General features: G+C 70.1%; 14 protein-coding genes. 4 read left to right on the plus strand and 10 right to left on the minus strand.

Annotation, left to right across the window (positions count from 1 at the left end):
• Window positions 1-217 precede the first annotated feature (217 nt).
• From ALI22I_RS06105 to ALI22I_RS06135, 8 genes are all read right to left on the minus strand, one after another.
• A complete protein-coding gene (locus ALI22I_RS06105) occupies window positions 218-3109 on the minus strand; it encodes a glycosyl hydrolase family 95 catalytic domain-containing protein (RefSeq protein ID WP_077004537.1) in 2892 nt (963 codons plus the stop codon).
• A gap of 222 nt (window positions 3110-3331) precedes the next feature.
• On the minus strand, window positions 3332-3472 hold the full coding sequence (locus ALI22I_RS52110) for a hypothetical protein (RefSeq protein WP_202970739.1): 141 nt from the start codon (window positions 3470-3472) through the stop codon (window positions 3332-3334).
• An 8-nt stretch (window positions 3473-3480) separates the two neighbouring features.
• Window positions 3481-3894, minus strand: coding sequence for a DJ-1/PfpI family protein (locus ALI22I_RS06110; RefSeq protein WP_202970749.1), 414 nt, complete (start codon window positions 3892-3894; stop codon window positions 3481-3483).
• Between the two features lie 308 nt (window positions 3895-4202).
• Entirely contained in the window at window positions 4203-5255 is a 1053-nt protein-coding gene (locus tag ALI22I_RS06115) for an ABC transporter permease (protein ID WP_077004538.1), read from the minus strand.
• Window positions 5248-6753 carry a sugar ABC transporter ATP-binding protein gene (locus ALI22I_RS06120; protein ID WP_077004539.1) on the minus strand — a complete coding sequence of 502 codons (1506 nt, stop codon included), beginning with the start codon at window positions 6751-6753 and terminating at the stop codon, window positions 5248-5250. Before ALI22I_RS06120 ends, ALI22I_RS06115 begins: the two co-directional genes overlap by 8 nt.
• Window positions 6754-6772: 19 nt before the next feature.
• The gene (locus ALI22I_RS06125; RefSeq protein WP_077004591.1) at window positions 6773-7831 is read right to left on the minus strand and encodes a sugar ABC transporter substrate-binding protein; all 1059 of its coding nucleotides are present in this window, start codon (window positions 7829-7831) and stop codon (window positions 6773-6775) included.
• Between the two features lie 56 nt (window positions 7832-7887).
• Window positions 7888-8646, minus strand: coding sequence for an SDR family NAD(P)-dependent oxidoreductase (locus ALI22I_RS06130; RefSeq protein ID WP_179118118.1), 759 nt, complete (start codon window positions 8644-8646; stop codon window positions 7888-7890).
• Entirely contained in the window at window positions 8643-9950 is a 1308-nt protein-coding gene (locus ALI22I_RS06135) for an L-fuconate dehydratase (RefSeq protein ID WP_077004540.1), read from the minus strand. Before ALI22I_RS06135 ends, ALI22I_RS06130 begins: the two co-directional genes overlap by 4 nt.
• A 312-nt stretch (window positions 9951-10262) precedes the next feature.
• Between ALI22I_RS06135 and ALI22I_RS06140 the strand changes: the two genes are divergently transcribed.
• From ALI22I_RS06140 to larA, 4 genes are read left to right on the plus strand one after another with little or no spacing between them, the layout of a single operon-like run.
• On the plus strand, window positions 10263-10970 hold the full coding sequence (locus ALI22I_RS06140; protein WP_077004541.1) for a FadR/GntR family transcriptional regulator: 708 nt from the start codon (window positions 10263-10265) through the stop codon (window positions 10968-10970).
• Window positions 10971-11005: 35 nt separating this feature from the next.
• The gene (locus ALI22I_RS06145) at window positions 11006-11857 is read left to right on the plus strand and encodes a fumarylacetoacetate hydrolase family protein (protein WP_077004542.1); all 852 of its coding nucleotides are present in this window, start codon (window positions 11006-11008) and stop codon (window positions 11855-11857) included.
• Window positions 11857-12843 (plus strand): aldo/keto reductase, encoded by a 987-nt coding sequence (locus tag ALI22I_RS06150; protein WP_077004543.1) that lies wholly within the window; start codon window positions 11857-11859, stop codon window positions 12841-12843. Before ALI22I_RS06145 ends, ALI22I_RS06150 begins: the two co-directional genes overlap by 1 nt.
• Before the next feature lie 28 nt (window positions 12844-12871).
• A complete protein-coding gene (gene larA / locus ALI22I_RS06155) occupies window positions 12872-14149 on the plus strand; it encodes a nickel-dependent lactate racemase (RefSeq protein WP_077004544.1) in 1278 nt (425 codons plus the stop codon).
• Window positions 14150-14371: 222 nt separating this feature from the next.
• Here larA and ALI22I_RS06165 read toward each other — a convergent pair whose 3' ends face one another.
• Both ALI22I_RS06165 and ALI22I_RS06170 read right to left on the minus strand, forming a co-directional pair.
• The gene (locus ALI22I_RS06165; protein WP_238598146.1) at window positions 14372-14830 is read right to left on the minus strand and encodes a DMT family transporter; all 459 of its coding nucleotides are present in this window, start codon (window positions 14828-14830) and stop codon (window positions 14372-14374) included.
• A complete protein-coding gene (locus tag ALI22I_RS06170; protein ID WP_077004545.1) occupies window positions 14830-15150 on the minus strand; it encodes a DMT family transporter in 321 nt (106 codons plus the stop codon). The genes ALI22I_RS06165 and ALI22I_RS06170 overlap by 1 nt, the downstream gene beginning before the upstream one ends.
• Between the last annotated feature and the right edge of the window lie 25 nt (window positions 15151-15175).

The raw sequence follows: 15175 nt of genomic DNA on the forward strand, positions 1-15175 counted from the left end.
GACCGGCCTTCCTGGGGTGACTACGGGCGTTACCGGTGAATGTGGGGCCGATAGGGGGCTTGGTGCGGATGCGCGGCCCACCAAGCGTCGAATTCCGTCGACCCCCGCTTTCCGAGAGGCGAACCGGTCCGTGCTCGGCCGATGCCACCGGCGTGGCCCGATGATCTCAGTGGCTTGTTCCCCTTCGGTGTCAACGCTTTCGCGTCTGCTGTCCGGGTCACACGGTGACGATCTGCCACTGCTGGTTGGTCCCGGTGTTGACGGGCCACTGGATGACGCGGGCGCCGTCGGCGGTCGAACCGCCATCCACGTCCACACAGAGGCCGTTGCGGACGTTGACGATGCGGTGGTGGCCGCCACCCGCGTCGACGAGCCGCCACCACTGGTGGTCGCTGTTGGTGTCCTGCCACTGGTCGAGTTGGGTGCCCTGCCCCGACCCGCCCGGGCTGTTGAGCAGGCGTCCGCTGTGCCGGGCGACGAGGCGGAACGAGCCGTCGGGGTTCGGCAGGAACTGCCACTGCTGGTTGGGGCTGCCCGACGAGCTCCACTGGATGACCTTGCCGCCGTCGGCGGCGCTCGCGCCGTTGACGTCCAGGGCCTTGCCGCTGGCCCTGTTGACCAGCCGGCACCAGCCGGTCGGCAGGGACGCGGTCGGCAGGGACACGGTGATGTCCGTGCGTTGCCCGGCGGTCAGCGTGACCTTCCGGGCGTGGCTGCCCAGGGGCGACGCGGCCACCGGCGCCGAAGTGGTCACCGACGCCATCCCCGGCCGGCTGATCAGGGTGACCTCCTGGTTGACGTCCGAGGTGATCGACAACATGGCCGTGCGCGCGGGCAGGTCCCAGCTGAGGCTGTGGACGCGGATCCGGCCGCGGGCGCGCACACCGGTGATCGTGCCCTTGGCCAGCTGAGCGGGCAGTGCCGGGAGGATCTCCAGCACCCCGGGGCGCGAGTAGACCAGCGCTTCGGCCAGCACGCCGGGGATCGCGTTGGCGGCGTCGGCGTTGTAGATGTCCAGGTTGGGGTTGTGCGAGGTCATCAGCGACTTGAAGACCATGTTGTTGCCGATGATCTTCCGCAGGTTGGCGTAGACCTTGCCGCCGTCTTTGAGCCGCGCGCCGGCCAGGGCCCGGTGCAGGCTGCCGTGGGCGGAGATGTTCTGGTCGCCTCGCAGTTCCAACGCGCGCAACGCCGGGCGGATGAGCTCGGGCTTCTCCTCGGGGTTGATCTCGTGCAGCGGCCACGCGCCGTAGAGCTGCTGGACGTGCCGGTGGTCGTACCGGTCGGTCAGGCTCGGCCAGGACCACTCGGCGAGCGCGTTGTCGCTGTTGATGCGGTAGGCGGGGATCTTGTTCAGCAGCGCCGTCCAGCGTGCGACGCCCTGGCCCGCACCTTGTTCGACACCGAGGGCGTTGGCCGCGAAGATCGCGGCCTGGAGGGCGTGCTTGCCGGCCATGACGTCGCCGGTCGCGTTGACCGACAGGAAGACACCGGTGTTGCCGGGGCTGTTCTCCATCGAGAACGACGGCACGAAGACGACCTTGCCGTTCGAGTCCGTCCGGGTCAGGAAATCCTCGTAGAACGACGCGAGTTCCATCAGCGCGGGACCGAGCTTGTCCCGCAGGAACGCGTGGTCACCGGTGACCTCGTAGTACTCGATCAACGGGTAGAGCAGCCAGTCGGCGCCGCCGGTCCAGGTGTGGCCCGGGAAGCCGGCGTCGAAGTGGAGCATGTGCCCGTACTCGCCGTCGGTGCGGGACGGGGCGAGGAAGCCGCGGGCTCCGTAGAGGTTGCGCGCGTTGGTGCGCCAGTGGCCGAGTTGGCCGAGGACCAGGGTGAAGTACCCCTGCATGGCCTCGGTGGTGTCGAGGATGTTGCCGCCGGCGACCTGGAGGTTGACGTTGGCGTCGGTGGTGAAGTCGTCGGCCCACGCGCCGGACCACGTGCCGGTCCAGATGCCGGTCAGCCGCGGCGGCAGGATGCCGCTGGAGCTGATGAAGAAGTACCGGCCGGAGTCGTAGAGGCGCTCCAGCAAGGCGATGTCGATGACGTTCTTGTCGGCGTTCTGGCGGGCGATCAGCTCGCTGGTGGACAGCCGCCGGTCGGCGTCCGACACCTTGAGGTCCAGCTGCGAGCGGTCGTACAGCTCGGTGTGGATCGCGGTGTGCCGGGAGCGCAGCGCCGAGTAGTCGGCGCCGAGCGCCGCCAGCTGGGCGTGCAGCGGCCGGGAGTCCCACGCGGTCGACGATTCGTACCGGTCGAGCTTGGTGAGCAGCAGCAGCCTGGTCGCTCCGGCCACGACGATGGTCGACCCGCTCGCGCTGACGGTGCCGCCGGTCGGGACGACCCGGGTGACGCCCTCGTAGCCGAAGGCGCCCTGCCCCGCCGGGTACGTGCCGCGCAGGTTCAGGTAGCCCGAGCCGCCGCTGACCGTGGCCAGGGTGGTGTAGCCCAGGCTGCTGGGCAGCCCGTCCAGCGCGGTGTTGACGCTGAGCGTGACGTCGATGGTCCGACCGGAAGCCGGCAGCAGCTCGTGGACGATCACCCGGTCGGCGCGGGAGACGAACGCACGGCGGGTCCAGGTGCCGTAGTTGTCGGTCCAGGTGGAGGTGACCTCGCCGGTGCGGAAATCGGTGATGCGGGCGTAGTTGTTGACCGTCGTCGTGCCGGGAGTGGAGATCCGGAGTTCGTAGGCCGGGTGGTAGGTCTGCGTCCAGCGCAGCGACCACCCGGCCGAGAAGTCCCGGTTCGCCCCGGCGTAGTCACCGGCGAGGGCCTTGTCGCGCACCGCTCCCAGCCGTCCGGAGATCACCGGCGGGGTGACGGAGCGGGTGCCGTTCGGCAGCACCAGCCGGTGGTAGTTGAAGATCACCTTCTCCAGTGCGGGCGCGCCGTACAGCAGTGCGCCGTACTCGCCGTTCCCGGTGAGGAAGCCGTCGGTCCAGGACGTCGCCTGACCGGTGTCGTAGATGCCGCGCTCGGGCAGGGTGACCTGAGGGGGCACGGCGGCGTCGGCCCGTCCGGCCGACAGGGCGCCGGGGAGGACAGCGGCTCCGGTCGTCAACGCGGTCAGGGCGAGGAAGCGCCTTCGGCCCACGGGAACGTCCATCACGCAAACTCCTTTGTCCGGTGAGAGGCGGGGAGGGAGGCGGGGGAGGGGGAGGCCTTTCGAGCCGGGACATGTGAGCGGTCGCGGCACCGCGAAATCCACTGTGGACGATGCAGTCGCCGGATACCCGGAACGGCTCCTCGGTCGAGGTGGGCATGGCCGACCGCTCCGGCCGCACAGCCCGCGCCCCTCCCCGTCCGCGTCGTACGCGGGACCGACCCGTCAGGCCCGGTCGCCCGCCTTCGCCAGCACCTGCATGAACGCGCGGGACCACAGGGGCAGGTCGGGCCAGCCCCGGCAGGACACCATCGCGCCGTCCACGACGTCAGGCTCGTCCACGAACGTGGCGCCGGCCAGTTCCATGTCGAACTTCAGGGCGGGTACGCGGCCGTGGTGCGACCGCGCAGCAGCCCCAGCGCGGCCGGCACCTGCGGACCGTGGCAGATCGTGCCGACCGGGAGCCCGCTGTCGAAGAAGTGCCCGACGACGCGGGCCACGTCCGGGTCGGTTCGGATGTACTCCGGCGCCCGGCCGTCCGGGATCACCAGCGCGTCGTAGTCCGCGGGGTCCACCTCGCCGAACGCCAGGTCCACCGGCAGCAGGTGGCCGGGTTTCTCGGTGTAGGCGTCCCAGCCGGGCTCGAAGTCGTGGACCACGAGCTTCACCGCACGCGTCGTGGGGGCCGTCACGATCGCCTCGTGGCCGCCCTCGCGCAGGCGGAAGACCGGGTACATCGAGTCGAGTTCCTCGGCGGCGTCGGCGGTCAGGATCAGCACTCGCGCCATGGTCACTCCATTCTTCCGCTCGATGCCCCCACTGGGCACCGCGGCGGACCGGATGGTTGATCGCGTGGAGCCGGGCGGCTGTCACCGATTGCTCCACATTGGACAGTCGTTGGTACTTGTGGCTCCAAGGGTTCCGACCCCGGCTCGACGAATCCGGTGCCCGGTGTTGATCCCCGACTCAGCGTGGCACGGGATCGTTCCCGATCACAAGACCTCCACGCCGGGAGCTGGCGGCTAAACTTGTCGCCGACATTTTTAGCTCCTCCCAGCCGTTGCACACGGAAGTGCCGTCCGGTTGTGGTGGACACCTATTCCTGTGCCTTGCCCCCGGTGACGCGGGACAGTGCGAGGGCGATGAGGATGATCGTGCCGTTGAGGGCGCCGATCCACTGCGCGGGGACGCCGCCGAGGGTGAGCACGTTCTGGATCATGAACAGCAGCAGGATGCCGGTGAAGGCGCCGAACATGGTGCCCTTGCCGCCGTTGAGGCTGATGCCGCCGATGACGGCCGCGGCGAACACGGTGAAGATGTAGCCGTTGCCCTGGGCCGAGGCGACCGAGGCCAACCGGCCGGACAGCAGCAGGCCGCTGAGGGCGGCCAGCAGGCTCGCGGTCACGATGACGATCCAGAGCACCCGGTCGGTGCGGATGCCGGCCGCCTTCGACGCGTCGACGTTGCCGCCGATCGCGTAGAGGGAACGACCGAAGCTGGTGAAGCCGAGCACCACGATGCCGGCGGCGAACAGGACCAGGCACAGCCACACCGACACGGGCACGCCGAACCACTGCGTGGTGCCGAGGTAGAGCATCGACTCCGGGAGCCGGAAGAACGTCTGGCCACCGGAGATGCCGGTGAGGATGCCGCGCAGCACGATCAGCATGCCGAGCGTCACGATGAAGCCGTTGAGCCCGAACCGGATGATGAACAGCGCGTTGACGACGCCGATCAGCACACCGACCGCCAGCGTGACGGGCACCGACCAGCCGCCCGGCAGCAGGCCCAGTCCGTGGCCGGCGCCGACGGGCACCGTGAGCCACGCGGCGACTCCGGGTGCGAGGCCGACGGTGGACTCCAGGGAGAGGTCCATCTTCTTGACGATCAGCACCAGTGTCTGGGCCAGGACCAGGACGGCGATCTCCGACATGGTCTGCAGGATGTTGATCAGGTTGTCGGCTTGCATGAACACCGGGCTGACCAGTTGGCCGACGACGGCTATCACGATGATCGCGGGGATGAGCGCCAGGTCGCGCAGCCGGGCGAAGGCGATCCGCCGTCCACCGGCGGGCCTGGTGGACGGGCGCTTCCCGGCGGGATCCCCCGTCGAGCCGTCCGCGGTGACCGCGGTCGTGGTCTCAGGCATCGAGGTCCACTCCTTCCATCGCGGCTACGAGCTGGTGGTCGTGCCAGCCTCGGGGGATCTCGGTGACGACACGGCCCTGGAACACCACCAGGACCCGGTCGCACAGGCGCAGGTCGTCGAGTTCGTCGGAGGCGATGAGCACGCCGGTGCCGGACTCGGCGATCTCCTCGACCTTGCCGAGGAGGAATTCCTTCGACCGCACGTCGACGCCCGCGGTCGGGTTGATCAGCACCAGCAGCTTCGGGTCGTTGGCCAGGGCGCGTGCCATGACGACCTTCTGCTGGTTGCCGCCGGAGAGGCCGGAGACCGGCAGCTCCGGTCCCGGTGTCTTGATCGCCAGTTTCCCGATCATGGACCGGGCGAAGTCGTCCCGGCGGCGGCCGTCGATGAACCCCGTGGGGCCGAGCCGTTCCGGGATGGTCAAGGTCCCGTTGTCCGCGATGGACATGTCCGGCACGAGGCCCTGGTGGTGCCGGTCCTGCGGCACGAAGCCCGCGCCCGCCTTCAGCGCGGCGGGCACACTGCCCGGCCGGGGCCGGGAACCCGCGATCTCCACGGTGCCATCGGCAGCCGTCCGCAACCCGACGACGGTTTCCGCGATCTCGATGCGGCCGCTGCTCGCCGCTCCGGCGAGACCGACGATCTCGCCGGAGCGGACGCGGAACGACACGTCGTCGTACGCGCCGGGCAGGGACGCGCCGTCCACCCTGAGCACGTCCGCGGCGTCCGCCGACGGGCCGCGGCGCTCACCGCCGGCCTCCGCCGCGGCCTCGCCGGTCATGGCCGCGACCAGCTCCGCCCGAGGCAGCTCGTCGACTGCGGCGGTCAGGATGTGCCGGGCGTCGCGGAACACCGTCACCGTGTCGCAGATCTCGTAGATCTCCTGGATGTGGTGGCTGATGAACAAGAAGGTGACGCCCTGCCGCTGGAGGTCGTTGATCCGGGCGAACAGCCGGTTGATGGCGGCCGCGTCCAGTTGGGCGGTGGGCTCGTCCAGGATGATGAACCGCGCTCCGAACGACAGCGCCCTGGCGATTTCCACGAACTGCCGCCGTTCGACGTCCAGCTCCTTAGCGGGGGTGCGCACGTCCACGTCGACCGACCAGGTGTCCAGCAGTTCCCGTGCCCTGTCGTGCACGGTCTTCCAGCTGATCAGCCCGCCGCGGCCGTGGTCGTGCCGGTTGAGGAAGAGGTTCTCGGCGACGGTCAGCTCGGGGATGATCGTGGACTTCTGGTAGACGCACGCCACCCGCTGCCGCCAGGCGTCGCGGTCGGCGAGCCGCGGGGCGGGCTCGCCGCCGAACGTCACCGCGCCCTCGTCCGGTGCCTGGAGTCCGGTGAGGATGGACACCAGGGTCGACTTGCCCGCTCCGTTGCGCCCTACCAGTGCGTGGGTCTGTCCGGGTTCGATCCTGATGGCGGCTTCGTGCAGGGCCACTGTGGACCCGAACCGCTTCGTAATTCCCGTCGCCTCGACGACGGGCGCAGCCGTGGCCATCTCGTCTGTCGCCTTCCGGTCAGCTGAGTTCGTTGCCCCACAAGGACTGGTCGTCGTGCTTGAGGCTGGGGACGCCGTCGTACGTGCCGCCGTCCGAGGTCACGAGGGGAGCGGAGAGCTGGTCCTCGAGCACACCGTCGCGGACCTGGATGATGGTGCTGTCGTGGTCGGTCTTGCCCGTTGTGAACGTCTTGCCGTCGATCGCGGCCTTGAGGTAGTACAGGGCGTACTTGGCGTAGAGGTCGGCCGGCTGGGAGACGGTGGCGTCGATCTGGCCCCCGGCGATGTTCCGGAGTTCCTCGGGGATTCCGTCGTTGGAGACCACGAACACGTGCTTGGGGTCGCTCGGCGGGACCAGCAGGTCCTTCTGCTTGAGCACCTGGAGCGTCCCGGCGAGCGCGAAGCTGGACTGCATGTAGACGCCCTTGATGTCCGGGTTGGCGGTGAGGTCGGTCTGGAGCTTCTGCGCCGCGACCGCGCCGTCCCAGTTGGTGGCCTCCCCGAACACCGTGATGCCGGGGTAGTTGGCCTTCATGCACTCGTTGAACGCCTCGGTGCGGTCGCGGCCGTTGATCGAGGCGAGGTCGCCTTGCAGCATCACGACCTTGCCCTTGCCGCCCAGCTTGACGCCGAGGAACCGGCAGGCCTTCTCGCCGTAGGCCCGGTTGTCGGCTCGGACCACCATGTAGACGTTGCCGCTGTCGGGTCGCGTGTCCACGGTGACCACCGGGATCTTCTTCGCCGCCAGCTGCTCCAGCGTGGGCGCGATGGCCGCGGTGTCCTGCGGGGCCATCGCGACACCCTTGACGCCCTGGCTGATGAACGTCTGGGCGTTGGCGGTCAGCTTGGCGACGTCGTTCTGCGAGTTGGTGGTCTTGAGGTCGAGGCCGTACTCCGTCGCGAACTCGGGGCTGTACTTGATGTAGGAGTTCCAGAAGTCGGTGTCGGACCGGGGGTAGTCGACGCCGACCACCGGGGCGCCGTCGGCGCCCTGTCCGGACTCCGGGGTGCCGCAGGCGCTGAGCGCGGCGGTGAGGGCAGCGACGGCGCCGAGGCAGGCGTAGGTGCGGGATCGGATCTTCACGGCGGGTTCTCCTAGCGGGGAGGTGTGGTGCGGGGGAGCCGGAGGGGCGGTCAGGTGCGGGGGCGGATGCGCAGGCCGCTCATCCCGCCGTCGACGGCGAGGTCGGTGCCGGTGGTGGAACCGGAGAGCGGGCTTGCCAGGTGGGCGATGGCAGCGGCGACCTCGTCGGCCGTGACCAGCCGCCCCATGGGCTGGCGGGCGTTCAGCGCGGCCCGCTCCGCCTCGGGGTCGTCGGCGCGGTCCAGCAGGCGGGCGATCCAGGGCGTGTCGGCGGTGCCGGGGTTGACGCAGTTGACGCGGATTCCGCTGTGCATGAGGTCCGCGGCGGTCGCGCGGGTGAGTGCCAGCACCGCGCCCTTGGTGGAGGAGTACAGGGCGCGGTCGGGCAGGCCGGCGGTCGCGGCGATGGAGCAGGTGTTGACGATGGCCGCGCTGCGGGACCGGCGCAGGTGCGGCAGCGCCGCACGGGTGGTGCGGACGATGCCGAGGACGTTGACGTCGAAGACCCGTCGCCATTCGTCGTCGGTGTTGTCCTCGATGGTGCCCTGGGCGCCGATTCCGGCGTTGTTGACCAGGATGTCGATGCCGCCGAGCCGCTGTGCGGCCTGTTCGACGGCCGCCCGCACGGTGACGTCGTCGGTCACGTCCGCCCGGATCCCGACGAGCGGGTCCGGCAGGCCGTCCGGTGCGAGGTCGAGGCACGCGACGCGGGCGCCGCGGGAGGCCAGCAGGAGTGCCGTGGCCAGTCCGATGCCGGAGGCGCCGCCGGTGACCACGGCGGTCAGTCCGGCCAGTTCGGGTGCGCTCACGCCGTGGTCTGCCGGTTCCAGACGGGCCCGTCCGGGAAGCGGTGGGCGGTGATGGACGCGGGGTGCAGCTCGGCGCTGATGCCGGGTGCGGTCGGGGCGAGGTAGTGGCCGTCGCGGATCCTCACCGGGTCGGTGAAGTGCTCGTGCAGGTGGTCGACGTACTCGATGACGCGGTCCTCGGTGGTGCCGCTGACGGCCACGTAGTCGAACATCGCCAGGTGTTGGACCATTTCGCACAGTCCGACCCCGCCCGCGTGCGGGCAGACGGGCACCCCGAACTTGGCGGCCAGCAGCAGGATGGCGACGTTCTCGGTGACGCCCGCGGTGCGGCTGGCGTCGAGTTGCAGGATGTCGAGGGCGCCTGCCTGGAGCAGTTGCTTGAACATCACCTGGTTGTGGGTGTGTTCCCCGGTGGCGACCTTGACCGGCGCCACGGCCTTGCGGATGGCGGCGTGGCCGAGGATGTCGTCGGGTGAGGTGGGCTCCTCGATCCAGTACGGGTTGTAGGGCAGGAGCGGGGTCATCCAGTCGATCGCCTGCCGCACGCCCCACGCCTGGTTGGCGTCCACGGCGATCCTGATGTCCGGTCCGACCGCCTCGCGGGCCAGCCGCAGGCGTCGGAGGTCGTCGGCGGGATCGGCGCCGACCTTCAGCTTGATCTGGGTGAACCCGTCGGTGACGGCTGTCTTCGACAGGCGCACGAGCTTCTCGTCGTCGTAGCCGAGCCAGCCGGGTGTCGTCGTGTACGCCGGGTAGCCGTGCCGCAGGAGGTGGGCGGCGCGTTCGGCGCGGCCGGGTTCGGCCCGGCGGAGGATGTCGAGTGCCTCGTCGCGGGTGAGGGCGTCCTCGAGGTAGCGGAAGTCGACGAGATCGACCAGCTGTTCGGGCGACAGCTCCGAGAGCAGCTGCCACACGGGTTTTCCCTCACGACGCCCGTAGAGGTCCCAGACGGCGTTGACGATCGCGGCGGCGGCCATGTGGATGGCGCCCTTCTCCGGACCGAGCCAGCGCAGTTGGCTGTCGCCGGTCAGCCGCCGCGAGAACGCGCCGAGGTCGCCCAGGACCTCGTTCACGGGCAGGCCGGTCACCAGTGGCGCCAGGGCTCGCACGGCGGCGACCTCGACGTCGTTGCCGCGTCCCACGGTGAACGCGAGCCCGTGGCCGGCGGCGCCGCTGCTCGTGCGGATGACCACGTAGGCGGCCGAGTAGTCGGGTTCGGGGTTCATCGCGTCGGAGCCGTCGAGTTCGCGCGAGGTCGGGAACCGCACGTCGACCGCCTCGACGGCGGTGATCAGCTCAGTCATCGTGCAGGGCACCTTCGCCCCGAACGCCCCGGTGTTGGGTCGACGGCATGGCAACCACCCCTCGTCGTGTGTGTCAACGGCATGTCCGCCGTGCAACAACCGGAGTCGGACATGGGATGGATTTATAGGTTATCGGTGGCCTGGTGTCCATAGCGAGGCGTCAAATGAGTCCGGAACTTCGCAACTTGCCTGGTGTACATCAACGGGCGGCCATTTGGCCCAAAGATCAATACATCCCACCTCTTCCGTGGAGATGGGATGTATTGCTAGCCTGCCGCCGCGAACACACCACGTTCCGGGGGAGAGCCACCGATGTCACTGACCGACAAGGCCATCGACCGCATCCGGGACATGATCCACTCGGGCGCGCTGCCGCCGGGGGCCAAACTCCCCCCCGAGCAGCAGCTGGCCGCCGAGCTGGGCCTGTCCCGGAACCTGATGCGCGAGGCGGTCAAGGCGCTGGTGGTCGCGCGGGTGCTGGAGATCCGACGCGGCGACGGCACCTACGTGACCAGCCTGGAGCCGGAGGTGCTGCTCGGGAGCATCGCCTCCGCGGTGGAGTTGCTCCACGGTGACACCCTGCTGGAACTCACGGAGGTGCGCAGGCTGTTCGAGCCGGTCGCCACCGGGCTCGCCGCCACCCGCATCTCCGCGGCGGAGCTGGCCGAGGTCGAGAGGCACCTGCACGCGATGCGCGTGGCCCGCGACGACGTGGAACTGCTCAACAAGCACGACGCCGCGTTCCACCGGGCGGTCGTGGCCGCCACCGGCAACGCCACGCTGACCACGCTGCTGGAAGGCATCTCCGGCCCCACGGTGCGCGCCAGGGTCTGGCGCGGACTGGTCGACGACAACGCGGCGAGCCGCACCCTGGCCGAGCACGAGGCGATCTACAACGCCCTGGTCGACCGCGACGCCGCCCTCGCGCAGGCCGCCGCCCTCATGCACATCAACACCACCGAGCGCTGGCTGCGCGAGCACGTGGACCGGGACGGCGACGTCCTGCACGCCGCCGGCTAGCCGCTCCCACTGTTCCCGCACCGAGGAGAAACCCGATGAGACTGCTGCGCGTGGGCCCGGCGGGCCACGAACGGCCCGCCGTCCTGGACCCCCACGGCACCGCCCACGACCTGACCCCGCTGACCGCCGACATCGACGGCGCCTTCCTGGCCGGCGGCGGTGTGGACCGGGTCCGCGTGGCGCTGGCCGGCGGCCTGCTGTCCGTCGTCGACATCACCGGGCAGCGCATCGGCGCCCCCGTCGCCCGCCCCGGGAAAGTCGTCTGCATCGGGCTCAACTACGCCGACCACGCCGCCGAGACCGCGACGCCGCCGCCCGCGGAACCGGTCGTCTTCATGAAGGCCGCGAACACGGTGGTCGGTCCCGACGACGCGGTGCTCATCCCGCGCGACAGCGTCAAGACCGACTACGAGATCGAACTCGCGATCGTCATCGGCCGCACCGCGCGCTACCTGGACTCGCCCGACGACGCCGACGGCGTCATCGCGGGCTACGCCATCGCCGACGACGTCACCGAACGGGCGTTCCAGCACGAGCGCGGCGGGCAGTGGGACAAGGGCAAGTCGTGCGAGACGTTCAACCCGCTCGGCCCCTGGCTGGTGACGCCCGACGAAGCGGGAGACCCGCAGGGACTGGCGATGCGGTTGCGGGTCAACGGCGAGCTGCGCCAGGACGGCCACACCAAGAACATGATCTTCGGCGTCCGCCACGTCGTCTGGTACCTCAGCCGGTTCATGGTGCTGGAGCCGGGCGACGTGATCAACACCGGCACCCCCGCCGGCGTCGCCTTCGGCGCGAACGACTTCCCCTACCTGCGCGCGGGTGACGTGGTCGAGGTCGAGATCGACGGGCTCGGCCGGCAGCGCCACGTCCTCGGGCAGGCGTGATGGCCTCCCCGGTGCCGCAGTGGTTCGCCGAACGGGTGCCGCTCGGCCGTTCCGACGTGACGGTGACCCGCCTCGGCCTGGGCACCGCGCCGCTGGCCGGGCTGTTCTCGGCGGTCGCGGAGGACCAGGCGGCCACCGCGCTGGAGGCGGCGTGGGCGGCGGGGATCCGCTACTTCGACACCGCGCCCCACTACGGTGCCGGGCTGGCCGAACGGCGTCTCGGGACGTTCTTCGCCACCCGCCCGCGTGCGGAGTTCACGGTGTCCACCAAGGTCGGCCGGCTGTTGGTGCCGGGTGAGAGCGCACGCGGCAGCGAGGGCTTCTACGACGAACAGGGTGTGGTCCGGGTGCGCGACTACAGCGCCGAGGGCGTCTACCGGTCGCTCGCGGAGAGCCTGGAACGGTCCGGCCTCGACTCGTTCGAGATCGTGTTGATCCACGACCCCGACCACCACTGGGAGGAGTCGGTCACCGGGGCGTACCCGGCGCTGGCCCGGTTGCGCGCCGAGGGCGCGGTCCGGGCGATCGGGGCGGGCATGAACCAGACGGCCATGCTCAGCCGCTTCGTCGCGGAAACCGACATCGACTGCGTCCTGCTCGCCGGCCGGTACTCCCTGCTGGACCGCAGCGCCGCCGACGACCTGCTGCCGCTGTGCGCCGAGCGCGAGGTGGGCGTGCTGGTCGGCGGCGTCTTCAACAGCGGCATCCTCGCGGATCCGGCCCCCGGCGCGACCTACGACTACTTCCCCGCCTCGGACGACGTGTGGCGACGCGTCCGAGCCCTGGCCGCGCGGTGCGCCGAGCACGGCGTGCCACTTGCCGCCGCCGCGCTGCAGTTCCCGCTGCGCCACCCGGCGGTGACCGGCGTCGTCGTCGGCGCCCGAAGCGCGCGGGAAGTCACCGAGAACACCGTGCACGCCACCACGGCGATCCCCGAGGAGCTGTGGGCGGAACTCGACGGACTGGACGAGGCGGCGGCGTCGTGATCCGCGTCTACAGGTTGGGGGACAGCTGATGGACACCGTGCGGTTGGCTTACGGGGAGACGGGTCTGGATCTGCGGGTCGATCCGGCGGTGACGACCGTGGTGGCGCCCCGGCACCACCAGGCCACCGAACCGCCGGGTGAGGTCCTGCGCCGGGCGCTGCGTGCGCCGGTTGCCGGTCCACCGTTGCGGGAACGCGTGCGCCGGGGCCAGACCGTGGCGATCTCCGCGTGTGACGGGACGCGCCCGCAGCCGCGGGAGTTGATGATCCCGGCGATCCTGGAGGAACTGGACGGCCTGGTCGACCTCGACGATGTCGTGGTGCTGGTCGCGACCGGAACGCACCGGGGCAACTCCGAGGCCGAGCTGCGTCGGATGTTCGGCGACGAGGTGGTCGACTCGGTGCGGATCGTCAACCACGACGCCCGCGACCTGAGCAGCCTGACGTGGATGGGCGAGTTCGGCGCGGGCGTGCCGGTGTGGCTCAACAGCGAATGGGTCGCCGCGGACGTGCGCATCACCACCGGTTTCGTCGAGCCGCACTTCTTCGCCGGGTTCTCGGGTGGCCCGAAGCTGGTCGCGCCCGGTCTCGCCGCCCTGGAAACGGTGCTCGTGCTGCACGACGCGCGCCGGATCGGCCACCCGCGGGCGGCGTGGGGAATCATCGAGGGCAACCCCGTGCACGACGACGTGCGCGCCATCGCGGACGCCACCGGCGTGACGTTCGGGTTCGACGTAGTCCTGAACCAGGACAAGGAGGTCGTCGCCGCGTTCGGCGGGAACCTGCTCGCCATGCACGCCGAGGCGGTGCGCACCGCCCGCGAGGTCGCCATGCGGCCGGTGCCGCAGCTGTTCGACGTCGTGGTGACCACCAACTCCGGCTACCCGCTCGACCAGAACCTCTACCAAGCGGTAAAAGGGATGTCGGCCGCCTACCAGGTGGTCAAGCCGGGCGGCACGATCGTGTGCGCGGCCGAGTGCCGGGACGGCTTCCCCGACCACGGGTCCTACCGCGAGGTGCTCGCCTCCGCCGACTCGCCGGCGGCGTTGCTCGCGGAGATCTCCGCGCGGCCGGTCACCGTGCCCGACCAGTGGCAGGTCCAGATCCAGGCGCGTATCCAGGCGGACTGCCGGGTCGTCATGCACACCTCGTACCTCAGCGACGCCGAGCTGGCGACCGCGCACCTGCGGCAGACCGCGGACGTCTCCGCGACCGTCGCCGAGGCTCTCGCGGCGGCCGGGCCCGACGCCCGGCTGTGCGTGCTGCCCGAAGGCCCCCAGACGATCCCCTACGTCGACGGAGGATGAACGTGGCCGGATCGGATGTGGTCGATTTCGGGTTCGCCAGGGTGGATGTCGGTCGTGAGGCGCGTCAGAGGTTGCCGGAGGTGGTCTACGGCAGTGGGAAGACGCCGGCGCAGGTGATCGGGATCGTGCGGATCTTGTTGGGGCACAACAACGGCCCGGTGTTGGTCACGCGCGTGGAGGCTGAGCCTGAGCCATGGCCGGCGGCCGGCTGCACCGTGCCTGTCAAGGCTGGGCAGGCCGCTCGGTCCGCGTTCGCTTGGGGCTGTCGGAGAGCTTGAGCCAGACGACGCCGACGATGATCACAGTGAGCCAGAAGGCCTTGACCGGGGTCAGGTTCTCGCCGAAGAAGATGGGGCCGAGTAGTGCGGCTCCGACGGCGCCGATGCCGGCCCAGACGGCGTAGCCGATGCCTACGTCGATGGTGCGTAGGGCGAGGCTGAGGGCGAAGAGCGTCAAAAGGAAGAAGACGACCGCGACGAGCGACCAGGAGAGCACGGTGAAGCCTTGGCTGCCTCCGACGGAGAGGGCGTAGCCGACCTCGAAGGCTCCGGCGAGGAGGAGTACGAACCATGCTCGTGCTCGGTCGCTGCGGGCGGTGGCGGTTTCGCTGGTCATGTGAGTTCCTTCTTCATGATCGATCTCGGCAAGGTGGCGCGGTGCGGGGTCGGTGTCCTGAGTCATCACGCTGCTCCGCTGAGTTGGAGGCCGACGACTCCGGCGATGACGGCGGCGATGCCGAGGAGCTTGCGCCAGTCGAGACGTTGCCCGAAGAAGAGGGCGCCCAGGACGACGATCCCGACGCCGGCGACGGAGGTCCAGATTGCGTAGCCGACACCGACGTCGAAGGTCAGCAGCGCCAGGCTGAGGAGGTAGGTGGCGATGCCACCGCTGACCAGTGTGGCGGTGGTCCAGGCAGGTCGGGTGAAGCCCTGGGCCTTGCCGGCGGAGATGGCGACGGTGATCTCGAAGACGACGGCGATGCCGAGGTAGAACCAGTGCATGGCGGGTGTCCTTCGTTGAGGTGGG

The sequence above is a fragment of the Saccharothrix sp. ALI-22-I genome (assembly GCF_001984175.1).
Classification (GTDB): Bacteria; Actinomycetota; Actinomycetes; order Mycobacteriales; family Pseudonocardiaceae; genus Actinosynnema.

What these genes read in the sequence shown, in the direction of transcription:
- ALI22I_RS06145 (WP_077004542.1), top strand. Translation starts at nt 11,006, where the DNA reads ATGAGACTGCTGCGCGTGGGCCCGGCGGGCCACGAACGGCCCGCCGTC.
- ALI22I_RS06170 (WP_077004545.1), bottom strand. Translation starts at nt 15,150, where the DNA reads ATGCACTGGTTCTACCTCGGCATCGCCGTCGTCTTCGAGATCACCGTC.
- ALI22I_RS06165 (WP_238598146.1), bottom strand. Translation starts at nt 14,830, where the DNA reads ATGACTCAGGACACCGACCCCGCACCGCGCCACCTTGCCGAGATCGAT.
- ALI22I_RS06105 (WP_077004537.1), bottom strand. Translation starts at nt 3,109, where the DNA reads ATGGACGTTCCCGTGGGCCGAAGGCGCTTCCTCGCCCTGACCGCGTTG.
- ALI22I_RS06115 (WP_077004538.1), bottom strand. Translation starts at nt 5,255, where the DNA reads ATGCCTGAGACCACGACCGCGGTCACCGCGGACGGCTCGACGGGGGAT.
- ALI22I_RS06150 (WP_077004543.1), top strand. Translation starts at nt 11,857, where the DNA reads ATGGCCTCCCCGGTGCCGCAGTGGTTCGCCGAACGGGTGCCGCTCGGC.
- ALI22I_RS06120 (WP_077004539.1), bottom strand. Translation starts at nt 6,753, where the DNA reads ATGGCCACGGCTGCGCCCGTCGTCGAGGCGACGGGAATTACGAAGCGG.
- ALI22I_RS06140 (WP_077004541.1), top strand. Translation starts at nt 10,263, where the DNA reads ATGTCACTGACCGACAAGGCCATCGACCGCATCCGGGACATGATCCAC.
- ALI22I_RS06110 (WP_202970749.1), bottom strand. Translation starts at nt 3,894, where the DNA reads ATGGCGCGAGTGCTGATCCTGACCGCCGACGCCGCCGAGGAACTCGAC.
- ALI22I_RS06135 (WP_077004540.1), bottom strand. Translation starts at nt 9,950, where the DNA reads ATGACTGAGCTGATCACCGCCGTCGAGGCGGTCGACGTGCGGTTCCCG.
- ALI22I_RS52110 (WP_202970739.1), bottom strand. Translation starts at nt 3,472, where the DNA reads ATGGAACTGGCCGGCGCCACGTTCGTGGACGAGCCTGACGTCGTGGAC.
- larA (WP_077004544.1), top strand. Translation starts at nt 12,872, where the DNA reads ATGGACACCGTGCGGTTGGCTTACGGGGAGACGGGTCTGGATCTGCGG.